The following is a 21897-nucleotide window of genomic DNA, read 5'->3' on the forward strand; positions in this document are numbered from 1 at the left end:
TCAGTTTCCCCCACCCCCGTTGCCCGCCTGGCCTGTGCCGGCTGTCCCGGTGCCTCCCCCAAGGCATAGCGTCCGGGCCGCCACACAGAGTGCGGGCAGGATCCACATAAACTTAGTGTCTTCATTGGGCATGAACAGCGATGCGATCAAAAAGGCTGCAAAGCCGTAGGCCAACGCCTTGGCAAAAACCGACAAGCCTGGCACCGCGGCGCGCGCGGCCTGAACCGCCGATCTCATGGCGGTCAGCATCACCCCCATAAACAGCGCCAGGCCGATTAATCCAAGCTCTGCCGCAACTTCCAAATAGCTATTGTGCAGCTGCCGCGGTCCCGGCTCCCGGCCCGGATACCAGCGGAAATCATCCCCGGCATAGAAATGCGGGTAATTGCCGGGGCCGACGCCGAAAACCGGGTTCTCCCACAGCAGCTCCAACCCGATCAGGTTATAGGAAAACCGCCGCAGCAAGGTCCGGTCAGACCCCTGCTCAAAGATCGTACCCATACGCTCCCAATAGACCTCAGGCACAAACGGCAGCGCCGAGGCAAGGGCGGCGGCAAGGCATATCAGCATCAGCGGGAACAGCCGGCGGGTCCGGTTCTGCCACATGTAAGTCAGCGCGATCAGCATCAGGGCAATCGCCGCCGACCGGGCCAGCGTCAGCACCAGCGCAGCCATGCCCACCAGCACCACCGCGCCGCTGAACCACCTGTAAGGTTTGTGTTCGAAGAACAGAACCGCAGCAATCACAACGGTGCAGAGCAGCATATGCGCCGCAGTAGTTGGATTGTAATTGGAAGCGCCGGCGCTGCGGGCCTGGCCCTCGAACTGGGCGGTGGTGGCAGCAGCTTCGGTTGCCACCAGCCGCACGCCCAGCATACTTTCTGCCAGCACGAATAAACCCGATACCAGCCCGGTCCCGACCAGCACCCAGACCATAGCGCGCAGCCGTCCCGGTGTGTCAGCCAGGGCAACAATCAGGAAGAACAGCACAATCACGCTGGCAAAGCCAATGACATGCTCTTTGCCGGCTGCGCGGAACTCGCAGGATAAAAACGAAATGCAGAGCCAGATCAGGAACAATACAACCAGAGACTTGGTCCGGCTGGGCGGTCCCAAGCGCAGCGGACGCGGCTTGCGGTAGCTTTGAATCAGCATCCCTCCTACGGCTGCAACGCTGAGCAATTTGAACGCCGACAGCGGCAGAGCCTTGGTCAGGAGGCCCGCCAGAGCATCGAGATGGGAAAAGACGACCAGCAGCAGCGCCGCGGCATAGGGGTTCAGAGTGAGTATTCCGCCGGCGGCGAGGCCGGGCACCAGCATCAGGCCCTTCTTTGGGGACTCGGCGGCATAGGCGACCAGCAGCAACGCCAGAAAGCCAAGCCCGCCTGCCAGCAGCAGATATCCGGTCAACCGCCAGATCATGCCGCGGGTGCGCCCTGGCATTGCCGGCTGCGTTGCCGTCGCGCATTCACGCGCCTATGCAAGGCCTTGCTCACCCCCGCAGCCAGGATCACCAGATACCAGTATGCGTTGCCCTGAAAGCAGCGCACCGTTGCGTGGAAATGCCAGGTGTCAATCCAGGCACTTTCAAACCCAGCGGCGTTTTCCCCCGCATGCACCCGGCTGATCACCGCCGGATCCTCCCCCGCCCGGTTGCTTCCCTGTCCGGCCGTGGTCGCCCAATAGCCCTCCTGCGCGGCAATGCGGCGGGCGAGGCTGGAGGTGCGGTTCTGGGGCCAGCAGAACAGTTCGGGTGCTTTGCCAAGCCGGGCCTTGAACTCTGTCCGGCAGCGGGCCAGTTCGGCCCGAACCCGGGCGCCGTATTCCGCCGCCGTCTCCTGCTGCCCGCCTGTAAATGCCGGCGCCGCCAGAGCCGCATCGCTTTCAGGAATCGCCGTCCCTGCCGGGACCGCAGGCGGTTCCTCCGGCAGATACCAGTCGTGCTTGCTGCCGCGCATGGCCGCCCATTGCATCCAGGCGTGACGTTTCCAGTTTTCACGGGTGAGCCGCCCCACTGATCGCGGACCGACAGGCACCCGGATATGATCCACACCGTGCGGCTGCACGTCAAAGACCTTGTCCGGGCCAGCTCTGTCCAGCGCCCGGATCTCGCCCCAGCTAAGATACCCATCCCAGCGCGCCGGGCTGCTGGTATCGTCCAGGGTTTGCGGTTCGGGGCGGTCGGGTGCCGCGAATTCCAGTGAGACAAACAGGGTCGCCTGCATGCGGTGGCGGCGCAGGATCGGCGCGGCGGCAACCCAATTGTCCAGATATCCGTCGTCAAAATGCAAAAGCACCGTGCCGGAGGGAACGGGCTTGCAAGCGCGGCGGCGGCGAATGAACTCCGCCGTGTTCATTACAGTGCAACCCATCTTCCGAAGCTGCGCAAGTTGCCGGTCCAGGGTTTCGGGCCTGACCGATGTCTCTGCCGCCCAGGGCAGCCAGGACGCATCCGCGCTGACGCTGTGCCAGGTAAGGCACGGCACGCCCCCGCGCCTCCGCATCCAGCCATCGGCGACCCACAGCCAGCCTCCCAAGGCTGCCGCCCCGCTCCATCCCGGCACATCTGCTGCGGAAAAAATGCCCGCGGCCAGCAGGGCCCAGGCAATCAGAATGAGAGTAACGCCGCCGCTCCAGAGAATAAGCGCCAAGCGCCGCTCTGACTTGCGGCGGCCGCCAGCCAACGATGTGTTGTGCTGTAGCACCCCCGGTCACCTCCTGTCAGCCTGTCAAGAAGACCCCAAAAATGTTCTCCACCCCCTGCGCCTGCAGACGGGCCGTCAGGCCTTGCAGTGCTTCCTCTGCCACGGCGCCGGGACGGATGCCGACCACCACCCAGTTGAATCCTCCGGCATTGCCCATTGAGAAGCTTTCATCAGCGCCGCCGAGATCAGTTACTTTGACACCGTTTACACGTGCTGCCCCGGCACGCCCGTCCAGCAACCGCCCAAGGTGAACAACCGACTCGCTGGTGTCGCTGGGCACCGCCCGAAGGGTTGCTGTACCGCTCTGAACCCCGACCTTGTCGGCCAGGGTTTCCAGGTGCGCCTCCCTCTGCTTTTGGCGGCCTTTGAGCCGGCGCAGGGCAACCTCGATCACTGCAGTCAGCCGGCGGCTTTCCTTGTCACTGCCAAGAGCCGTCACCGCTCCCTGCCAGGGAATGGCATTGCATTGCATGTTCATTTTCTTGGCGAGTTCCGCCAGTTTTGCCCGGTTGGGGCGATGCAGCGGTATTGTGCCCAGGACCCGGGGTCCGAACAATTGCCGCAGGTCCGCATCGGTTTTGACGGTGTTGGAGAATGTATCTGCGCAAATGACCAGAAAGGCCGATGCCATCACCCAGCCGGCTATGGCAAAGACAGTGTTGACGATCACCCGCGGAAAGGCCGGGTAGACTGGCGCAATTGCAGGATCAATGACGCGCAACGCGGCAAAATTGTTGGCACGCGCCAGCCGCAACGCGTTGATCTGATCCTCCAATTCGGAAAAATTGCCGTTGCCTTTGGCAATTTCCTGGCTCAGCACTTCCTCCATCTGCCGAGAGGCAGTTTCAGCCTGGGCGCGGGCATATGCTACATATTCGTCGGCCAGGAAGTTGGCGGCGGCGGCGGCCAGCTCTGGCTTGTTCCAAAACACCTTAATCTTCAGGATGTAGGTCCCTTCGATCATGTCGACTTTTATGGAATCCTGCAAAGACAGCACTGCGTCGGTGTAGGGGTCAAGCTGCACGTGCCGCCCCGAATTCAGGATGTTGTAGATCCTGCGGGCACTGCGCCGGAAGCTGGTGAAACGCTCCGCCACCTGCTGATTGAGACGCGCCGGTTGCGGCTCTGCTCCAACAGGCCCGGCGGCTTCCTCATCTGCGGGCTGTTCAGGCGATGGACCTGCGTAAAGCTCCGCCGCCATACGGTCCACGGTCTTGGCTGCAATTTCACGGCTTAACAGATACTCGATATGAGTTTGGGCGAGCAGGTTTGCCGGGTTGATCGTGGTTGACCGGACGAAATTCTGGCTGAACGCCAGTTCCGTTTTCGTCGGCAGCAAGGAAACCTTGGCTGATGCCACGTAGGCTGGCGAGACATAGAGAAAAAAGGTGCTGATTGTGGCCGTGCCGCCGACCAGAATTACAAAGGCAAAGGCAACCAGCCCCCAGTAATAGCGCAACAGCTGGCGGTAATGGGCAATCATGGCCGGCCTCCCCTGAGATCCGCCTGCGGCCCGAAGTGCTGTTCTGATAAGCGGGCGGCGGCCCGCTGCTGCCGCCTGCCTAAGGTCATGACGAAATCACCGACGATTGCAATAAGTAGCGCTCAACAAAATGCCTGGCTCCCCTGGTTGTGGTGGAGTAGGTCGCATAGTTGGCAAATCCGCTGCGGCCGATACCAACAGGTTCGCAATGTTCGATTTTCGCCCGCACCTTCAGGCGGCATATGCGGCCGGACTTGCGGGTGCGCACCAGCATCACGAAATGCTCGCCCGCGGGAAAAGGGCGGGTTGAAACAAATTGCACAACCTCATCCGAAATACCGCAAATCGCTCCGACATGAGTGCTGTTGCCTGCCGACAGCTCAACCTTGCTGTCTGGCGGGCAATTGAAGCCAGCCCGCAGCCATTTGTGCGCGGCAAGCGGACGGAACTGGTCCGCGATCCCTGACAATGCGAGACGGGCTGATTTTGCCAGCACGCAAAAGCCGACATAAGCCAGAAAGCCGAAAGCAGCACGGTAGCGGATTGGCGTACGGCAGCACATGCGGTTGAACCGGGCCCGCAGATGCTTGGGGGTTTCGTGGGTCATCAGCGCCTGCGCAAAGCCGACCAGCCCCGGGCGGATGCGGAAGCGTTCCTCGTAGGCGGGTGCTTCTTCACGATAAAGGTCTTCAATTTCCGGGCGTATCGGCCGCGGGCCGACAAACACCATGTCACCGCGCAGAATGTTGATCAGTTGCGGCAGCTCATCCAGCCGCGAGCGGCGCAGATAAATGCCAATTTTTGTCTCCGTCATGGACCGGCGCGGCAGTGTCTGGTCGCGGGTCACCGTGCCGGCGTTGAAGCTCAGAGTGCGGAACTTCAGGATCTTGAATTCCTTGCGGTCCTTCCCAAGACGGCGGCCGGCATAGAACACAGGACCGCGCACCAGCAGTTTCTGCATCACGATGATCAGCAGCATGAGCGGACTGACAAGCGGCAGCAGCAGCAGCGCCAGCCCGCGGTTGATCACCGCATCCAGAAGCGGACTGGAAGGCATGTAGCCGGTACGCAGCTCGGCACCGCTCAGCAACCCCCTGGTTTTCGCCACCGGGGCGGATGCAAGTGCCGGTGCAGAGACAACGCCGACCACACCTGCATCCTCTGCCGCCCCGGCGGCACGCCTTCGCTGCGGCTTAGGCTTGGTCCTGCGTTTTGCAACACTTGCCCTTTTTGCAGAAACGCTAATCTGGCCATCAATACGAGTTGCAGCGCCGCCCCCAACGGGCGGGCCGCGAAAGAAAACCCGGTTCATTGTATACCCCCATACAATTCCCAGTATTTGAGATAGTTCCGCAGGCCCGTTCACCAACCCCACAAAATAAAGGCCGACGAAATCTGCGATGTCCCCTGTATCCGATGCAACGGAACGAGGCGATTCGTGTCAATTGACCAACCGGCATACGCCGAAGGGCTTACTGAACCGCAGACCTCTGCTTTTAAAACAAAATTGCTGACACACGCGATGTAACTTCAGGCCGTTTGGCTGCGGGTTCCGTTGCGGAAGAACATAAATGTTCAGCTAAGAGATGGCCGTTCCCCGGAATGAAACTAAGCTGAAGTAACGGGGGGAATTTTATTTGGTTCCAGGAAAGTGCCGCTGATGAAGCAGCGGGGGACACTGCAAAACATTATCTCTGTCACTTTCTGGAAAACCGCCGGAATGGGGCTGAGCCTCGTTGTCGCCTTGGCGATTGCAAATCTATTTGGCGCCGGGCTTGCTACGGACGCCTTTTTCTTTGCCCGGCGCCTGGTTTCAAATATTGCCGCAGGACTGGAACGCGCATTTCATCTGCTGCAGGTTCCGCCGCTGGTGCAGCTGGCGGAAACCAAAGGACTGGCCATACTGAAAGCACATCTGCGTAAGCGGCTTTGGCAAGTGTTCGTGGCCGCGTCAGTCTTCAGCGCAGCCGCCTTTGTTCTGTCGGAGGATATCATAACCTTTCTGGCTCCGGGGTTTTCGGAGGAACAGCGCCAGACGGCCGAAACCTATCTCCGGGTGCTGCTGGCAGTGCTGCCGCTCTCCGCCGCAACTGCGCTTGCAGGAGCAACTCTGAATGCGCTCAGGCTATTCAGGATGCCGGTGATTGCCCGGCTGATGCCGCGTCTGTTTGCGGCCGCGGCACTCGCACTGGTGCCTGTCTTCGCTTTTGGCCTGGGTGCCGTCGCAGCTGCCATTGCCGCAGGCACCGTGGCGATGGCGGGCATCTTTGCTCTTGGTCTGCGGCATGCGTTGTCCCGCACCTGGGAGCCGGTAAAATCTCCCAACTTGCAACCGCCCTATTCCCGGCGGCGCATCTGGGCGATGCTGCTGACGCAGTTTCATATGATTGGCGCGGGCTGGATTGACCTGGCCATGGCATCGCTGACCGGAGAAGGCGGCGTCGCCACGCTGGAATTTGCCCAGCGGATGACCAGCATGGCGCCCGGAGTGGTTACGAGCAGTGTGGTTATCGTCTATTACACCGAGTTCGCAAGCCATTTGGCTCAGGACAACCGCGACGCCTTCCGGACCAGCGTGCAGGACGCCCTGCGCGCCACCTTGCTGTTTGTGATGCCGGCCGCCGTGGCGATCTTCATGCTGAACAAGCCGCTGGTTTCAGTGCTGCTCGGTCACGGTGCATTTGAACCCTGGGCGGTTGCGCAAACGGCGGGCATAATTGCCTTGCTTGCTCCGCTGCTGGTGGTCAATGCAACACTGGGGACGCTGACATCGGCTCTGTTTGCAAACCCTGCGCTGCCGCATGTCAGGATCATCGCAACGTCGATCACCGCAGCTTTGGCGCTCCGCATTGTTCTCAACTGGCTGTTTCTCCCGGTTTTTGGCGTTCTGACAGTGCCAGCGGCCTCGCTTGCTTCGATGACCTTGCTGATGGCGCTGTTGTACTTCTGGCTGAGCCGCACGTTCGGCTCTCTGCTGCGGCTTCAGGAGCTGCGGCCCTTTGCTGCCATGGCGCTTGCGGCCGCAGCCGCGGCCATCGCAGTCAGGCTTGTGCAAGCCGCAGCCGGGCCCGGCATGACCAACCGGGGTGAGGAGATCCTGGTGATTGCGCTTTGTGTGCTCTGCGGCGGGGTGGCCTATGTTGGTGCTGCGACGCTTCTGCATGTACCGGAAACAGCGCGGATCCGCACGCTGCTGCGCAAGGCAGTGCGCGGGGGGGCGGCATGAAGCCGTCAAAGTATATCCAAAAGTCGCCTCCGTTGCCGCTGAGGCTGCACCGCAAAGCCCTGCCGTTTCCCTTTGACAGCCCGCAAACGCATCTTACCCGCAACGGGCGCTTTGCAATCCGCGAGGGCTTGCTCGCCCTTGGGCTGCCGCAAGGTGCCAAGGTGCTACTACCAGCCTGGCATTGCGGCTCGGAAACAGACGCGGTCCTCGCTGCCGGGATGCAAGTCGGCCTCTACAGGCTGCATCAGGACCTGTCAGCCGACTTGGACGACATCCGGCACCAGCTGGACGGCGGAAGTATCGCGGCCATTTATGCCATACACTACTTCGGTTTCCCGCAACCCGTCGAAGAGATGCAAGCACTTGCCAAGCAACATGGCACGGCAGTGATCGAGGACGCAGCCCTGGCGCTTTTCTCCCGCACTGCTAAGGGCGTTCCACTGGGCTGCCAGGGCGATATGTCTGTGTTCAGCCTGGTGAAAACCCTGGCGCTGCCGGATGGCGGCGCTTTGTGGCTGCGCCATCCGCAGCCACAAGCGTTGGAGCGGCTGTCTGCCGCCCCCTTGCGGCCTGCACTGGCCGGGCTGAAAGGCGTCTTGCGGCGCAGTTTCGGCAAGCCCCGTCCTGCCTTGCCGGCAGTGCCAGTCCCGCAGCGGCAATTGGAGGCGTGGCATCCGCGGGCGGGGATAGCTCCTGCGGACATGCGCGGGCGGATATCCCCCTTGTCCCGGCTGCTGCTGCGAATGCCAGAGGCCACGGACATCACCTCGGCCCACCGCGCAAATTTTCTGGTATTGCAGCAAGGTGTCCCGCGGCGCAGCCGCATGCGGCCGCTGATGCCAAACCTGCCCGCTGGCGCCTGCCCGGCCTTTTTCCCGCTGTTCACCCCAGACGCCGACCGGGTGCATGCTGCACTGCAGGCAGAGGGTATTCAGTCTGTGCGCTTCTGGCGGCAGTTCCATCCCGCAGTGGACCTATCCGGCCATCCCGAAGCGCAGCAACTGAAGCGGTCGGTGCTGCGGCTTCCGGTGCATTCGGGGCTGCGGCTGCAGGAACTGCAGCGGATCTGCGAGGCACTGCACAGGACTGTCTGACTTGCGGTCAAAGCTGGCAGAAGCTGACATCATCCAGCAGCATTTCCACTGCTTGCGGGTTCGAATTGGCGGTCAGCCCAACCTGAAAGCGGTCGGCCTGCTCCTGCACTGCGACGTCCATATGGCGGGAAACGATCTCCTGCGTCAGCAGCGTGGTGCCGCGAACATCGCTCACCCTTTCACCGTCCAGCATCACAATAGAGCGGCCTTGCTCGCCTGTGCCCAGGGTCACTTGCCAAGACACCTCGTGCCAGCCCCCGGCCGCAACCATATGCGGTGCGGTTGGCAGAAACGCCTGTTTGATGCCGATCTTGGAGCGATCCACCCGCAACATACCGCGGCGCAGATACAGCCGTACACCGGGATTGGTCTCCAGCCCGCAGGACGCGCATTCCAGGTCCATCAGGATCAGGCTGTTGAGCGGTGTACCCAACGGGAAATAGAACCTTGCCTGCATCAGGATCACGCTGCCGGCCTGCAGCGGTTCAAACCGGTGGATATAGTCAGCCTTGCCCACCTTGCCCTTCTGTTTGGGTCCTGCTGTCAGCCGCGCCACCTGGTTTCCCGGCTGCACCGGATCATTTACCAGAACTGCAGTGCCGCGCTGCAACTGCACATGAGCGAAGCCGCCATGCTCTCCGCCGCTGCCAAAGCTCCAATACCGGCCCTCGGACGGGCACACATCCTGCGCACTGCTGCCGCCCGCCGCCAGAGCAGCAGCAATAGTCAGGACAGGAAACACGCTCCTGCGCAGGCGGCACTTGAGCAATCGCATGGCGGACCTACTCTCAGTTGAACACAAACTAAGGATATAGGGCTCTTTTCCGGTTTGCCCGGAAACTGCCCTGGTGGGACAGGACATGAATGCCATTCAGCCGCAGACCCTCACCTTTGCCCTGCCGCATCTGAAAGCAGGCGGAATCGAAATGGTTGTGAAAGCGCTGCTGTGCAACCTAGACCGCAGCCGCTGGGCACCGGTCCTGATACTGAACCGCGCCGAAGGGGAGCTTCTGGCGCAATTGCCCCCCGACGTGCCGGTGCTGAATTGCGGCGGTAGGGGGCTGCTGCAGAGGTCCCGGGCATTGGCGCGGCTGCTGAGGAAACATCCCGCCGCAGTCTTATACTCCGGCACCAATGCCATGAATCTTTCGGCTGTCCTGGCGGTCTCCCTGCTGCCGCCGCACCTGCAGCCAAAGCTGGTGATTTCCGAGCACACGACAGCGGAAACCTATCTCGCCACAGCACGGCACCCCTTGCTGCGGAAATTGCTGATCCGCGCGCTCTATCCGCGGGCGGATCACCTGGCGGTGCCGCTGCACGCAATCGGCGAAGGATGGCAGGTCGCGCTCAACTTACCCGGGCCGCCGCTGGCCTGCCTGCCAAACCCTGTTCTGAACGAAGCCGATCTGGACCGGCTGCGACGCGACCCTCCGGCCCGCGTGCCGGGGAGGATCGTGGCTGCCGGGCGGCTGATACCGGACAAGGGGCATGACGTGCTGATCCGGGCCTTTGCCGAGGTGCGGCGGGCCACGCCCGGCGCTAAGCTGTTGATCTACGGTACCGGACCGCAGCATCCCAGTCTGAAGACACTCGCACAGGACTTGGGCGTGGCGGATCATGTGCATCTGATGGGGTATTCATCGGATCTGCTTCGCGATTTTGCCCGCGCAGAGCTGGCCGTGCTGCCGTCCTTGCGCGAAGGTTTCGGAAATGTCGCGGTCGAGGCCTTGGCTGCAGGCACACCGCTGGTGGCGAGCCGCTGCCTGGGCCCCGAAGCAATCCTCCAGGGTGGTAAGCTGGGCGTGCTGGTGCCTCCGGGTGACGCGGACGCGCTTGCCGCTGCAATCCTCAAGGGGATGCAATCCCGGCCGGACGCAGAAATACTGGCCCGCGGGCAAGAGGCCGCTATTAAATACAAGATACCTTCTGCAGTAGCCGCGTTCGACAAATTCGCCAGCGGGATTCTAAGAGCGGATGGAGCCGTGCCTTTGCAGCCAGCCCGCAAGGCCGCGGACATCCGGTAGCTTCGAGACAGCATTTGATGCGGGAACAGCGCTTCCGCACTCGCAGCTTCAGCCTGGCTCTAGCTCTGCAAACCCGCCGCGGCGCACCTCCACCAGGTCGCCTGGCAGGACCTGAGTGTTCAATGCGGCTGGCAGAACCTGTTCGCCCTGCCCGGTATTTCGGCGGATGCGGTATTCCGGCGGCAGCAGCGGTGCGGTGGCGGGCACTTGCCCCAGCGCCGCAGACAGCGCCCGGATCAGCTCGCGCGAGGCGGTGACCTCCGCTTCTTCATTTCGGATGGACGCCATGACCGTTGCCAGCTCTGCGGTGATTTGCTGCGCCCGCACCCGGCGGGCATCCTCGACCGAGGAAAGCAGGTTAATTTCCGTCTGCCGTGCGCGGGCCTCATAACTGGCCGAGAGCATCAGCTCGATGTTCTCGTCGTTGTAGATTGACCGCAGCTGGCGCACCCGCTCGGTGCTGGTCAACCCGCGGTCAAGCAGGCTTTCCAGATCTTTCAGGGCTTTGGCACTGGCTTCGATCTGCTCGCGCAGGATCGTCTGCTGGCTGGACAAGGCGCTCGCTTCCTGGGCGGCCAGGTCCGCCTGGGTCTGGACAGAAGCCGCCCGCACCTGGTCGCGTTCCGCCCGGGCCCGCAGGATCGCAATCTGCTCAGCAATCAGAGAATCCGCTTCCGGCCCGGCCAGGGCAGAGAAGGCGGCGTCCGGCTCCAGGGACACCACACCAGAGCTTTCGGCCAGCAGCCGCAACCGCTGCGCATGCAGGTCCACCATGGCGGATTGGCGCACGGCTATCTTGGAGCGTTCATCGGCGATCCGGATATCCAGCTGGCTGGAGGCCGCTTCGCTTTCGCGCGGAAATAACCCCCCGGACACTGCTAGAATGCGCCCGACCGTAAGGCCCTCGCGGTAAGCAACTTCGCCGGGTGTCACGACATCGCCAAGGGCATAAACCGGGCGCCAGCGGCTCACGCTGACGGCAACTGAGGCCGGCAGGCCGGTGCGCTCGCTCAGCAGCGCTTCCAGGCTGGCTTCCAGTGCGGCCGGTGTTTGCCCCGCTGCGGGCACTTCGCCGACCACATGCAGGGACAGCCTGCCGTCGGGGCGGACCCTGTAGTCCCGGGTGAGGTCTTCGCGGTTCAGAACGGAGATATTTACCTCGTCCCCCGGCCCCAGCACCGGCGTTTGCGCAGCTGCGGTAATGGCGGCCAGACAGACCAATAGGGCTGCCCCCGCCAAGCGGGCCTGCAGTCTCGTGATGAATGTGCGGCGGGCCATATGCGGTCCCTCCTTTTACCAGTTTGGTCAGCCCACGAAGGCGGACCGCTTTCGGGTACGCAGCTGCTTCATCTTGCGCGCTTTTTTTCCAACCGGGCGCAGAAGATCCTGGGCTGTCAGCATCAGGTCAGCCACGCCGTAGCGGCGGCAGACGCGCAGCCGGTGGAAGGTTTCAAATTCATCCGCCAGACGGTCGAGGAACGGTGTTGAGCGCAGCGTGTTCGAGCTTTTGCAGCCTCGCGCGATAGCAGCCTCGACCCCCCTCCAGGCCATGATCCGTCCGGGTGAAATCTTGCTGTATGACTCGTCGAAATCCAGGATCAGCCCGTAGGAGGTGCCACCAGCCTCCACACACAGGCTGCTGGCGGCCGGACGGCCCTCGATGGTCAGAAGGTGCACAGCCATGGTGCCGCTGGCCGACATCCGCCGCCAAAGTTCCTGAAAGAAGTCACGGGTGCGCCTGCTGGAGCCGATGTCGGTGCCGAGCCGGGCTTTCCAGGTCCGTGCTGACAGGCTCAGTGCAGCATCCAGAATGCGGTCGGAAGCGTCGCCAGGACTGTCAGCAGTCAGCATCTCATGCTCCCGCAGATTCAGCGCCCTGTGGCCTGCGCGCAGCGAACTGCGGAACTTCCTGCTGCGCCGGGCCAGACAAGCATCCAGGCCGTCATCATGGCGGCAGACAGCCGCCCGGATCTCTTGACGCTGACGGCGGCGCAGACCGCCCTTGCCAGATGCTTCGCTGAACCGGCTGAGCGCCGGTGTTGTCCGCACAGGTGTCAGATCCGCGAAATCACACTCCTTTGCCGCCAGCATTTCCTCCAGAAGCGCACCAGCATCCGCCTCCTGCCCAGGTGCGGCCAGAATGTCGTGAAACCCTGCACGGTCGCTGCACAGCATCATCAGCTTGCGCACCTGCGGCCCGCCTTGCCACAGCGGCACGCGTTTCACGCCCATAGGCAGTGCCGCTGTCAGCTGGCCATCACGCCAGACACAGCCAATCCGCGGTGCCGCCCCCTCGCCAAAGGCCCCGGCCCAGGACAAAATCCAGTCCATTGACGAAAACGGACCGCCGTCTGACGCGGCATGCAGCTCCGCCCAGGCAGGCTGCAGCGCGGCCAGTGCACCAATATCCGTTATGATTTCCGTCTTTGAAGCCAAAATACCCGCCCGTCAGAACACTTCTATGCAACCTAGATGGCATTCGGTGCTTGTCCACGCAGGCTTGTGAAATAGCGGCAGCCGTTGGAACTGGCAGATAACCGCAAGAAACGGCCAGCGCGTTAGGCGGAGAAAGGATCAGGAGGTTCCCGGGGCGGCAAAGCGCCGGGCGGATCAGGCAGTTCCGGCATACAGGTGCCGGAAACGGCCATCTTACACCGAGAGGATAGAAGCAGGCTCTGCATCGGCCTAGCACTTGCCCATGGCACGCGGAATTCCGTGGCCTCAGGAAGATCAATACAATTAGTTGGAGTGTCTCACATGAAAAAACTCGCACTGACCGCCACCGCCCTTGCTGCTTTGGCCGCTTCGCCGCTGGCGGCGATGGATTCCATCACTGAGGCCGATACCGACGGCAATGGCACCTATTCGCTGGAAGAGCTGCAGGCGGCGTTTCCCGACCTGACAGAGGAAACCTTTGCGACCATCGACGCCAATGCCGACGGCGAGGCGGATCTGGCTGAGGTGAAGGCAGCGGAGGAGGCCGGCCTGCTGGCAGCGGCTGGCTGACCCCGCGGCAAGGCGGCTCCCCCCTCAAAACCAGCCGCCTTGCCACTTGCGGTTCCCCCTGATGTTAAATGGTGCAAGGCCCTGCTCGGCAGGGCCTTTTTACGCGTCCATGAAGGATTAGCTGCCGTCGGCCTGCCGCTTCAGCCGCTCGATATGGCGGGCAAAAATGTAAGTTGCCGGCAAGCCGAGCAGCAGTCCCCAAGCCACTGACTCATACGGGGTCAGCACCTGCCAGCCGATCCAGCTGGCAATCAGCGATGCAAAGAAGATGTTGACGGCCGCCGCCCCCGCCCCGAATGGGTAAAGCGCTGCCAGCAACCGCCAGGAGGGCCGCGGTGTCATCGCCGGCTCACCAGGTATTGGACGAACCCCAAGCTGACGATCAGCGCGATGGAACCCATCAGAAACCAGAACTCCGCTGTTTCGGTCTGCGGCTGCGGGATCGGCCGTTCAAAACTGGTGGCAAATACGCTGGACGGGGCCAGCAAGGCCAGAGCGAGGATACGTTTCATCTCAGTGCTCCATGGTCAGGGATTGATAGATTTCCGGCAGCGCGCGCGGCAGCCGGTCAGGGTCAGGCAGCAGGGTGAACCCGGCGCGCCCGAAGATGCGGGCAAACCAGTCCTGCCCGTCGGCGTCGATCACAACGCCATGCACCGATTGGCCCAGGGCGCGCGCCTCTCGCACCGCCATGCGGCTGTCCTCGATGCCATGCACGCCTTCGTAGTGGTCCAGATCGTTTGGCTTTCCATCGGTCAGCACCAAGAGCAGGCGGTGTTCGGACCCTTCCTCTGCCAGTTGGGCAGAGGAATGGCGGATTGCTGCGCCGAGCCTTGTGTAGTGGCCGGGCTTGAAGCCGCCGATGCGGGCGGTGACCGCTTCTGACATCACGTCTTCGAACCCTTTGGCGCGGGTCAGGAACACCCGGTCGCGGCGCAGGGAGGAGAACCCCCAGATGCCCAGCCGGTCGCCCGCGGTGGCGATGCCGCTGGCCAGAGCCGCAAGCGACTCGCGGGCAGTTTCGATCACCGGGCGGTCGCCGACCGTCGCCTCGGTAGAGCGGGAGCAGTCCATCAGCACCGCCACGCTCAGGTCGCGGGCCATCGGGCGGCTGGCCTGCCAGACGCGGTCGCTGCCTTGCTGGCCGCAGGCCAGATCGACATGGGATTTGACCACCGCTTCCAGGTCCAGCTCGTCACCGTCCAGCTGCCGCGGCAGCATCACCCGGCGCGGGTGCAGCGGCGCAAACTGGCGGCGCACGCGGCTAACCAGCCGCGGATCGGGCTGGAAGCTGTCTGCGGGGATGCCCTCGGCCTCCAGCACGCAAGTATGGGCGGGCATGTGCTTGCCCAGCCGGTGGTTCCATTCCGGATAGGTGAACTGCCCCGCCAGCCGTTCATGCTCGGCATCCTGCGGCGACAGGTCCAGCGAGATCCGCAGCCGCGAGGCCGCGCGTTTCATATGCTGCGAGAGGGTCAGGTTGTCCTGGTCCTCCGCCGCTTTCTGTGCGTTCTCGTTGTCGTCGTCATCCACCATGCGGTTGATGTTCAGGCTTTCGGCCCAGGACAGGATGGATTCGAACCGGTGGACGATGAAGCTGTCTTTGCGGGTGGTCTGGTCCTGATCCTGCCGCTTGGCCGTCTTGCGGGTGGAGATGGCGAGGCCCGGGGTTTTCATCGCCTCATCCGCTGCGGGGGCTGCCCCCCTGCCCGCTTGCGGCACCGGCAGGCGCAGCCAGAACGGCACCGGCTGATAAGTCCGGTAACCGCGCGGGGCAATGCAGGTGCAGGGTTCAGCGACGCGGCAGTCGGTGCCAATCTGATCCAGCACCATCCGTTCGATCCGCGCTTCGGAACGCGGCAGGCCATTGCGTTTGCGGATCCCGGCGATATGGGCACAGAACGCACCATAGGCAGACCGCAGCCCCGGACAGGCGGCAAACACCTTGTCCGCGGCGCGGGCATTGGCAGCGATCTCCAGCTGATCGGCCTGATACCGGTCTTCGTTGCGCTCAGGCAATTCGATCGAGGCGGCCATTGCAGCCAGCCACAGATAGGCCTTGCGGTTCAATTCCAGGCTGGGAAAAACAGCCATCTCCGGCGGCAGGCGCAGGCGTTCGCCATCGAAACTGGCCATATGCGCCATCTCGCGCGGGGTGCCGATGCGGCGCAGCCGGTCCGGACGGTGATCCGACAGCACCGCGGGCGCCACCTGAATCTCCACGCCCCCGGCTCCGCCCAGCGCCCGGAACAAGGCCGCCACGCTGGCGCGCATGTCCTCGAACCGGACGGTGTGTTCGGTCCCATCTTCTGCGGCGCCGATCCGTGTGGCCATGCCGTGCCACAGGTTGCCAACCGTTTCTTCGGGTTCCAGAAGGTCGAGAGCGTGGATCATGGCATCACCCGTAGACGCTGGCGGCAAGGTCGCGCAGCGCCTGCTGCACATCAGCCTCGTCGCTGAGGGGTTCGATGATGGCGGCCTCCACCGCGCGCTCCACACCCATACCTTTGGCAATCAGTGTGGCGGCGTAGATCAGGAGACGGGTGGAGACACCTTCCTCCAGGTCCATGCCGGAAAGCTTGCGGATATGGCCCGCCAGCCGCACCAGCGCGGCGGAGCGGTCCTCGTCCAGCCCGCTCTCGGAAGCGACGACCGCAGTTTCGGCGGAGGCTTCCGGGAAGTCAAAGCCGATCGACAGGAAGCGCTGCCGGGTCGAGGGCTTCAGCTTCTTCAGGATATTCTGGTAGCCAGGGTTGTAGCTGGCCACCAGCATGAAGGGCTTGGGCGCCGCCAGCTCCTCGCCGGTGCGGTCGATGACCAGGCGGCGGCGGTCGTCGGTCAGCGGGTGCAAGACCACGGCCACGTCCTTGCGGGCTTCGACCACCTCATCGAGGTAGCAGATGCCGCCCTCGCGCACCGCGCGGGTCAGCGGACCATCGACCCAGACGGTTTCCCCGCCCTTCAGCAGGTAGCGCCCGATCAGGTCGGCAGCCGACAGGTCGTCATGGCAGGCAACGGTGTGGAGGGGCAGCCCGAGCCGGGCTGCCATATGTTCCACGAACCGCGTCTTGCCGCAGCCGGTGGGCCCCTTCAGAAGAAGGGGCAGACCGTTGGCTTGGGCCATCTCGAAGACGGTGCATTCATCGCCTGCGGGACGGTAGAAGGGCACGGAAGGCATGTTCATTGCGTTCATGGCTTACTCTCCCGGTACGGCCGCGGGGCCGGGTTTGATGACTTCGCGGCGGACCACCACAGTTGCATAGATGAACAGCAGCGCACCCAGGACCACCACAGCACCGGAACCGAGGCGCATCAGGTAGAACAGCCCCAGCTGGTCCTGCACGTCCATGAAGTACTCACCGACAATGCGTTGCATGTGGGTCTGGATGGTACCGGCAAAGGTCAGCACGAAGGTCATGAAGGCCATGCCGCCGGTCATCAGCCAGAAGGAGGCCATGTTCAGCACTTGGTTATAGGGGTCGCGGTTGCGCAGTTGCGGCATCGCATAGGTGAACATCGCCAGGTTCATCGCCACATAGGCGCCGTAGAAGGCCAGGTGCCCGTGGGCGGCGGTAATCTGGGTGCCGTGGGTATAGTAGTTCACCCCGTGCAGCGTGTGCAGGAAGCCCCAGACGCCCGCGCCGAAGAACGCCACGGTAGATGCGCCCAGCGACCACAGCAGCGCAGCCTTGTTCGGGTGGTTCTTGCGGCCTTTCCAGACCATGACGAAGGCAAAGCTCATCATCGCGAAGAACGGGATCACTTCGAGAGTCGAGAAAATCGAGCCGATCCACTGCCAGTAACCGGGGGTGCCGATCCAGAAGAAGTGGTGGCCGGTGCCGAGGATACCGGAGAACAGAGCCAGCGCCACGATGACATAGAGCCATTTCTCCACCACCTCGCGGTCAACACCGGTCAGCTTCAGCATCAGGTAGCCAAGGATCGCGGCCATCACCAGTTCCCAGGTGGCTTCCACCCACAGGTGGACAACAAACCACCAGTACATCTTGTCAAGCGACAGGTTGTCCGGGTTGATGAAGGCAAAGATCCACAGGAGCGAAAGCAGCCACAGGCCCATCAGCAGGATGTTGGTGATCGCGGTCTTGCGGCCTGCCAGCACGGTCAGGGAGATATTCACGAGGAAGATCACCGCCGCAACCAGGATGCCGAACTTGACCCACAGGGGCTGTTCCAGGAACTCCCGCCCGCCATGGATGCCCACGAGGTAAGAGCCCACCGCACCAAGGGTACCGACCACCAGAATCGCCAGCTGGATATAGGCGAGTTTCACTGAGAACAGCTCACGCTCGGATTCCTCGGGGACCAGGTAATAGGCTGCACCGAAGAAGCCCAGCAGCAGCCAGACGATCAGCGCGTTGGTGTGCAGCATCCGCACGATGTTGAACGGCAACAGCTCGCTCAGCGTGTTGGGCCAAACATAGATCCAGCCGGCCAGCAGACCGCCCAGAACCTGAATGGCGAACAGACCCATTGCCACCATGAAATAGGCATAGGCCACTTTTTGAGATTGATATTTCATTGTTTCTCTCCCCTCAGCCCGCGTCGTTCGGCGGCCAGTTCTGGGTATCGGTCTGATCCGCCCAGCGCAGGAATTCGGACAAGGCCTTGGTCTCTTCTTCCGTCAGGTCGAAGAACGGCATCTGGCGGCGGCCCTCGACGCCGGAGGGCTGCGACTTCATCCAGCCATCAAGCATTTCATAGGCGCCTTCCGGGTCGTCCAGCACGCCCCAGCGGGTCATGACGTTGCCCACTTCGGGTGCGAAATAGGCACCCTCGCCGTGCAGCGTGTGGCAGTTGATGCAGGAGTGGCGCTCCCACACATGCTTGCCCTGGCGCACCTCGTCGGTCAGCTCCATGCCAGCGGTGGACGTGTTTACGATGAAGCGGTGGCTGTGCGCGGTCATGGCCACGAACACGACAACGAAGAACAAGGAGCCCCCGTAGAACACGTTCCTGGCCCGCGACTTGGTAAGTATCTCTGACATATCGCGGTCCTGAGTACAGTTGCGGATGGGTTCTGCCTAAACCCGCGCACCGCCGCGAATATTGTCGAAGCGCAAAGACCAGCCCCATTGCTGCACGCAAGATGCAGGAAAAGGAGGATGCCCATGCGCCGCCCCGATTTCGACGATCCCGACTTGCCTTTGTCAGAACTATTCCACCACTGGCCCGCCTGCGCGGGCGAGTTCATGAACCGTCAGATGCTTTGCCCCGGCTGCCCGATCGCACCGTTCCACACGCTGATCGATGCCTGCGAGGAATACGGGCTGGAGGAGATGGCATTCAGGGAGGAGTTGCGGGGGGCCGCGTTAGTTTGAGACTAGCCGGGGCTGGATTGCAGGTCGCGAAGCATCCGCCCGCTGCTGACTGTCTTTACACCTGAGCTTGTACTTTCAGTGCCGTATGATTGGGCAGGTTCACTGCCTGGAAAGACTTGAAGCACTCATGTCTCGTCCTGCTCAGAAGGCGCCAAAGGCGCATTAACTTTTTTATTCTGTTTTTACGATATGACTGGTGATCCAGAGGAGTGAGGCCCAGCAATCCTTGGAGTACAGCTAGTGTTTTTTATGAGGAAAAAGTCGAATACGACTGAGAAGGACGACACCTCTGCCATCATCGCCGGAATGGTTGACCGCACGCAGGCGACCATTCAATTCCACCCTGATGGCACGATCATCACCGCGAACCAGAACTTTCTGAGCGCATTGGGTTATGGCCTGGAGGAGATCCAGGGAAAACACCATTCCATGTTTGTCGCACCGGAACTGGTCGCATCCAATGACTACAAAACCTTCTGGTCGGATCTTGCCAGCGGCAAAGTGTTCTCGGACCAGTTTCCGCGAGTGACGAAGGCCGGTGAAACAATCTGGATCCAGGCGACCTATGCCCCGGTGGAAGATGAAAACGGCAAGGTGGTGAGGGTGGTGAAAGTTGCCTCCGACATCACCGCGCGGCGCCGCGCGCTTGATGAGATCGGAGAAGGCCTTGAGGAACTCAGCGGCGGCAACCTGACCCACCGGGTCGCGGTTTCCGACCTTCCGGATGTCGGCGCCCTGGGCAAGACGTTCAATCACTCGCTTGAGCAGCTCAGCTCTTCTGTGAGGACGGTCAAGCAAGTGTCCTCCGCAGTTGGCCGCACCGCCCAGGAAATTTCGCAGTCAGCCGGCGACCTGTCCCAGCGGACTGAAAGCCAGGCCGCCACCCTGGAGGAAACGGCTGCGGCCATTGAACAGCTGTCAGCAACTGTAAAAGCTTCTGCCGAAGGCGCCCAGAAAGTGGACGGCATCGTAACAGAAGCCAAAACATCGGCAGAACGCAGCGGCGAGGTCGTGAGCAGCGCAATTGACGCGATGGCGCAGATTGAAAATTCTTCTGAACAGATCTCCAAAATCATTGGAGTGATTGACGACATCGCGTTCCAGACCAACCTTCTGGCGCTGAACGCCGGCGTTGAAGCCGCCCGGGCCGGTGAAGCCGGACGCGGGTTCGCGGTTGTTGCTTCCGAGGTCCGCGCGCTTGCCCAGCGCTCCGCGGACGCTGCCGGCGAAATCAAGCAGCTGATCGGTGAAAGCAACCGGCAGGTCGCGGCAGGCGTCGATCTTGTTGGCAAGTCCGGCGAAGAACTGCAGCAGATCATCAAGAGCGTCGCCACAATCTCAGAGCATATCCAGGATATCGCAACCGGCGCTTCCGAGCAGTCGACGGCACTGATTGAGATCAATCAGGGGGTTGCGCAGCTCGATCAGGTCACCCAGCAAAACGCGGCGATGGTCGAACAGACCTCAGCGGCGAGTCAGATGCTGACCAATGACGCCTGCCATCTCACCCAGGAGGTGTCCAAGTTCAAAGATGGCAGCGAGGGACCGGAACCGGCAGCAACGGCCCGCAAATCCGCACCGCCAGCTTCCTTCACGGACACACGGCCTGGACAGGAAGATCTGCCGATGGCCCAGGGTTGGGATAACTTCTGACCTCATCATTCGCCGCCGCGGCGGGAGATACTACCCCTGCGCCCCGCTCAGGAGCACCAGCCTGTGCGGGGCCGTGACCACGATATGCTTGCGGGTGGAGTGCACAATGCCCTCCTTCTCCCAGGCCGACAGCAGACGGCTGACCGTGTGCAGCGTAGTGCCGGTCATCTCTGAGATATTGCGGCGGGTCACCGGGAAGGCTATCTCGATCCCCTCCTCCACCTTGCGGCCCGACTGGTTCACCATTCGCAACAGCGCTGCCGCCACCCGCTGCTCCACGGCTTGCGTCGCCAGCTCGGTTATCCGCGTCTGCATCTCCCCCAGCCGCTGCCCCAAAGTGCTGTAGCTCTCAGTAGCAAAACCTTGATACTTGGCGGTGAATTCCGCCCACAGCCGCACCGGCCACGACAGCGCCAGCGATTCCGAGGCCGCCACCGCGGTCGCCGGATAGGTGTCGCGGTTCAGCGCCGGAGCAATACCGAACAGCTGGCCCGGCGAAATATGCAGCGCGATGATCTGCTCGCCGCCTTCGGTGGTCTTCACCACCCGGATGTAGCCATCCAGAAGCAGGTGAAACCTCTCGGCGTCATGGCCCTCATGAAAGATCTCCGCCCCCTCATCATACCGCTTGGGCAGCGCCTGATCGAGGATTTCGCGGATCTGGCTGCGCTCCAAGAGGCTGAAGGGCGGCAGCCCGGAGAGGAGGCTTTCGTCGAGCTTGGACAAGAATGCACCGCAAGTTTGCTGAAGGACAAAGTGGTCACTCCGCCGTTATCGCATAGTGGCCGCAGAGGAAACAACCGTGCGGGAAAAACGGGAAACCGGTTTTGAGGGAGCCTCCCTCCCCCCTGCCTGCCGGAGCTGATCCACGGGGTTCGGCGAAAGATTGCGTCCCTTGCGCTGAACCGGCGGGCGGCACCCGACCAGGGCCGCCCCCCCGTCTTTTTCCGGGCGCAAGGNNCCCCCCCCCCCCCCTGCCTGCGGGGGCTGACCCGGGGGGTCCGGCAAAAGTTTGCGCCCCTGGCGCTGACCCGGGGGGCGGCCCCTGCCCAGTGCCGCCCGCCTGTCTTTGACCGGACGCAAGGAGGCCGTCATGGCTGCGCGAACCAACTATACCGGACCTGTTCTCTTTTCCTTCGGATTCCGGCCATTCTTTCTGGGGGCCTGCGTTTTTGCCGTGCTGGCGATCCCCGCCTGGCTGCTGATCTGGCGCGGCGATCTGGAATACAGCGGCGCGATGCTGCCAACAGACTGGCACATTCACGAGATGATCTTCGGGTACGGCGCCGCGGTTGTGGCGGGTTTCCTGTTTACCGCAGTGCCGAACTGGACCGGGCGGATGCCTGCGCGCGGGCTGCCCCTGGCAC

At 62.5% G+C, this 21897-nt stretch carries 21 protein-coding genes; 7 read left to right on the forward strand and 14 right to left on the reverse strand.

From position 1 onward, the window contains the following. From RA21_RS16475 to RA21_RS22070, 4 genes are all read right to left on the reverse strand, one after another. Nucleotides 1–1443 carry an O-antigen ligase family protein gene (locus RA21_RS16475; RefSeq protein ID WP_039150902.1) on the reverse strand — a complete coding sequence of 481 codons (1443 nt, stop codon included), beginning with the start codon at nt 1441–1443 and terminating at the stop codon, nt 1–3. Continuing rightward, entirely contained in the window at nt 1419–2372 is a 954-nt protein-coding gene (locus RA21_RS22065; RefSeq protein WP_206540070.1) for a polysaccharide deacetylase family protein, read from the reverse strand. Before RA21_RS22065 ends, RA21_RS16475 begins: the two co-directional genes overlap by 25 nt. A gap of 349 nt (nt 2373–2721) precedes the next feature. Continuing rightward, nucleotides 2722–4188, reverse strand: coding sequence for a hypothetical protein (locus RA21_RS16485; RefSeq protein ID WP_039150905.1), 1467 nt, complete (start codon nt 4186–4188; stop codon nt 2722–2724). A gap of 85 nt (nt 4189–4273) precedes the next feature. After that, complete coding sequence (locus tag RA21_RS22070; RefSeq protein ID WP_199275839.1) at nt 4274–5296, reverse strand: sugar transferase; 1023 nt, start codon at nt 5294–5296, stop codon at nt 4274–4276. A gap of 552 nt (nt 5297–5848) precedes the next feature. Here RA21_RS22070 and RA21_RS16495 point away from each other — a divergent pair. Together RA21_RS16495 and RA21_RS16500 are read left to right on the forward strand one after the other, a co-directional pair. Then, the gene (locus RA21_RS16495; protein ID WP_039150907.1) at nt 5849–7414 is read left to right on the forward strand and encodes a lipid II flippase MurJ; all 1566 of its coding nucleotides are present in this window, start codon (nt 5849–5851) and stop codon (nt 7412–7414) included. Next, nucleotides 7411–8508: a DegT/DnrJ/EryC1/StrS family aminotransferase gene (locus RA21_RS16500; protein WP_082008987.1), complete on the forward strand. Its 1098-nt coding sequence runs from the start codon at nt 7411–7413 to the stop codon at nt 8506–8508. Before RA21_RS16495 ends, RA21_RS16500 begins: the two co-directional genes overlap by 4 nt. Before the next feature lie 7 nt (nt 8509–8515). Here RA21_RS16500 and RA21_RS16505 read toward each other — a convergent pair whose 3' ends face one another. After that, nucleotides 8516–9250, reverse strand: a complete 735-nt coding sequence (locus RA21_RS16505; protein WP_039150912.1) for a hypothetical protein — start codon at nt 9248–9250, stop codon at nt 8516–8518. A 118-nt stretch (nt 9251–9368) separates the two neighbouring features. On the opposite strand from RA21_RS16505, the gene RA21_RS22075 reads away from it, so the two are divergent. After that, nucleotides 9369–10532, forward strand: a complete 1164-nt coding sequence (locus RA21_RS22075; RefSeq protein ID WP_052257696.1) for a glycosyltransferase — start codon at nt 9369–9371, stop codon at nt 10530–10532. A gap of 48 nt (nt 10533–10580) precedes the next feature. On the opposite strand, the gene RA21_RS16515 is transcribed toward RA21_RS22075, so the two are convergent. After that, nucleotides 10581–11810 carry a polysaccharide biosynthesis/export family protein gene (locus tag RA21_RS16515; RefSeq protein ID WP_082008988.1) on the reverse strand — a complete coding sequence of 410 codons (1230 nt, stop codon included), beginning with the start codon at nt 11808–11810 and terminating at the stop codon, nt 10581–10583. Between the two features lie 27 nt (nt 11811–11837). Further along, entirely contained in the window at nt 11838–12968 is a 1131-nt protein-coding gene (locus RA21_RS16520) for a GNAT family N-acetyltransferase (RefSeq protein ID WP_039150920.1), read from the reverse strand. Nucleotides 12969–13289: 321 nt separating this feature from the next. Here RA21_RS16520 and RA21_RS16525 point away from each other — a divergent pair, with 321 nt between their 5' ends. Beyond that, entirely contained in the window at nt 13290–13538 is a 249-nt protein-coding gene (locus tag RA21_RS16525; RefSeq protein ID WP_019298184.1) for a calcium-binding protein, read from the forward strand. Between the two features lie 117 nt (nt 13539–13655). Here RA21_RS16525 and RA21_RS16530 read toward each other — a convergent pair whose 3' ends face one another. From RA21_RS16530 to RA21_RS16550, 6 genes are read right to left on the reverse strand one after another with little or no spacing between them, the layout of a single operon-like run. Beyond that, a complete protein-coding gene (locus RA21_RS16530; protein WP_019298185.1) occupies nt 13656–13880 on the reverse strand; it encodes a hypothetical protein in 225 nt (74 codons plus the stop codon). Continuing rightward, nucleotides 13877–14050: a hypothetical protein gene (locus RA21_RS22900; protein ID WP_019298186.1), complete on the reverse strand. Its 174-nt coding sequence runs from the start codon at nt 14048–14050 to the stop codon at nt 13877–13879. The genes RA21_RS16530 and RA21_RS22900 overlap by 4 nt, the downstream gene beginning before the upstream one ends. A gap of 1 nt (nt 14051) precedes the next feature. After that, complete coding sequence (locus RA21_RS16535) at nt 14052–15932, reverse strand: nitric oxide reductase activation protein NorD (protein WP_039150924.1); 1881 nt, start codon at nt 15930–15932, stop codon at nt 14052–14054. Nucleotides 15933–15936: 4 nt separating this feature from the next. Next, nucleotides 15937–16731, reverse strand: coding sequence for a CbbQ/NirQ/NorQ/GpvN family protein (locus tag RA21_RS16540; RefSeq protein WP_019298188.1), 795 nt, complete (start codon nt 16729–16731; stop codon nt 15937–15939). Between the two features lie 3 nt (nt 16732–16734). Then, complete coding sequence (locus tag RA21_RS16545; protein ID WP_039150928.1) at nt 16735–18078, reverse strand: cbb3-type cytochrome c oxidase subunit I; 1344 nt, start codon at nt 18076–18078, stop codon at nt 16735–16737. 13 nt (nt 18079–18091) lie between these two features. Further along, nucleotides 18092–18544 carry a c-type cytochrome gene (locus RA21_RS16550; RefSeq protein WP_039150931.1) on the reverse strand — a complete coding sequence of 151 codons (453 nt, stop codon included), beginning with the start codon at nt 18542–18544 and terminating at the stop codon, nt 18092–18094. A 123-nt stretch (nt 18545–18667) separates the two neighbouring features. Here RA21_RS16550 and RA21_RS16555 point away from each other — a divergent pair, with 123 nt between their 5' ends. Continuing rightward, nucleotides 18668–18877 carry a hypothetical protein gene (locus RA21_RS16555; protein WP_039150935.1) on the forward strand — a complete coding sequence of 70 codons (210 nt, stop codon included), beginning with the start codon at nt 18668–18670 and terminating at the stop codon, nt 18875–18877. Between the two features lie 249 nt (nt 18878–19126). Next, nucleotides 19127–20530 carry a methyl-accepting chemotaxis protein gene (locus tag RA21_RS16560; protein ID WP_152610578.1) on the forward strand — a complete coding sequence of 468 codons (1404 nt, stop codon included), beginning with the start codon at nt 19127–19129 and terminating at the stop codon, nt 20528–20530. Between the two features lie 30 nt (nt 20531–20560). Here RA21_RS16560 and RA21_RS16565 read toward each other — a convergent pair whose 3' ends face one another. Then, complete coding sequence (locus RA21_RS16565; protein ID WP_019298193.1) at nt 20561–21256, reverse strand: Crp/Fnr family transcriptional regulator; 696 nt, start codon at nt 21254–21256, stop codon at nt 20561–20563. Nucleotides 21257–21623: 367 nt separating this feature from the next. Between RA21_RS16565 and RA21_RS16570 the strand changes: the two genes are divergently transcribed. Then, nucleotides 21624–21897: NnrS family protein (locus tag RA21_RS16570; RefSeq protein ID WP_039150941.1), on the forward strand; the 274-nt coding region annotated here is incomplete at its 3' end.

It is taken from the genome of Leisingera sp. ANG-DT (genome assembly GCF_000813785.1).
GTDB lineage: Bacteria > Pseudomonadota > Alphaproteobacteria > Rhodobacterales > Rhodobacteraceae > Leisingera.

Bases quoted from the DNA above. Each gene is read 5' to 3' on its own strand.
- RA21_RS16475 (WP_039150902.1), bottom strand. From the start codon at position 1,443: ATGCCAGGGCGCACCCGCGGCATGATCTGGCGGTTGACCGGATATCTG.
- RA21_RS22065 (WP_206540070.1), bottom strand. From the start codon at position 2,372: ATGGGTTGCACTGTAATGAACACGGCGGAGTTCATTCGCCGCCGCCGC.
- RA21_RS16485 (WP_039150905.1), bottom strand. From the start codon at position 4,188: ATGATTGCCCATTACCGCCAGCTGTTGCGCTATTACTGGGGGCTGGTT.
- RA21_RS16495 (WP_039150907.1), top strand. From the start codon at position 5,849: ATGAAGCAGCGGGGGACACTGCAAAACATTATCTCTGTCACTTTCTGG.
- RA21_RS16500 (WP_082008987.1), top strand. From the start codon at position 7,411: ATGAAGCCGTCAAAGTATATCCAAAAGTCGCCTCCGTTGCCGCTGAGG.
- RA21_RS22075 (WP_052257696.1), top strand. From the start codon at position 9,369: ATGAATGCCATTCAGCCGCAGACCCTCACCTTTGCCCTGCCGCATCTG.
- RA21_RS16515 (WP_082008988.1), bottom strand. From the start codon at position 11,810: ATGGCCCGCCGCACATTCATCACGAGACTGCAGGCCCGCTTGGCGGGG.
- RA21_RS16525 (WP_019298184.1), top strand. From the start codon at position 13,290: ATGAAAAAACTCGCACTGACCGCCACCGCCCTTGCTGCTTTGGCCGCT.
- RA21_RS16530 (WP_019298185.1), bottom strand. From the start codon at position 13,880: ATGACACCGCGGCCCTCCTGGCGGTTGCTGGCAGCGCTTTACCCATTC.
- RA21_RS22900 (WP_019298186.1), bottom strand. From the start codon at position 14,050: ATGAAACGTATCCTCGCTCTGGCCTTGCTGGCCCCGTCCAGCGTATTT.
- RA21_RS16535 (WP_039150924.1), bottom strand. From the start codon at position 15,932: ATGATCCACGCTCTCGACCTTCTGGAACCCGAAGAAACGGTTGGCAAC.
- RA21_RS16540 (WP_019298188.1), bottom strand. From the start codon at position 16,731: ATGAACGCAATGAACATGCCTTCCGTGCCCTTCTACCGTCCCGCAGGC.
- RA21_RS16545 (WP_039150928.1), bottom strand. From the start codon at position 18,078: ATGAAATATCAATCTCAAAAAGTGGCCTATGCCTATTTCATGGTGGCA.
- RA21_RS16550 (WP_039150931.1), bottom strand. From the start codon at position 18,544: ATGTCAGAGATACTTACCAAGTCGCGGGCCAGGAACGTGTTCTACGGG.
- RA21_RS16555 (WP_039150935.1), top strand. From the start codon at position 18,668: ATGCGCCGCCCCGATTTCGACGATCCCGACTTGCCTTTGTCAGAACTA.
- RA21_RS16560 (WP_152610578.1), top strand. From the start codon at position 19,127: ATGAGGAAAAAGTCGAATACGACTGAGAAGGACGACACCTCTGCCATC.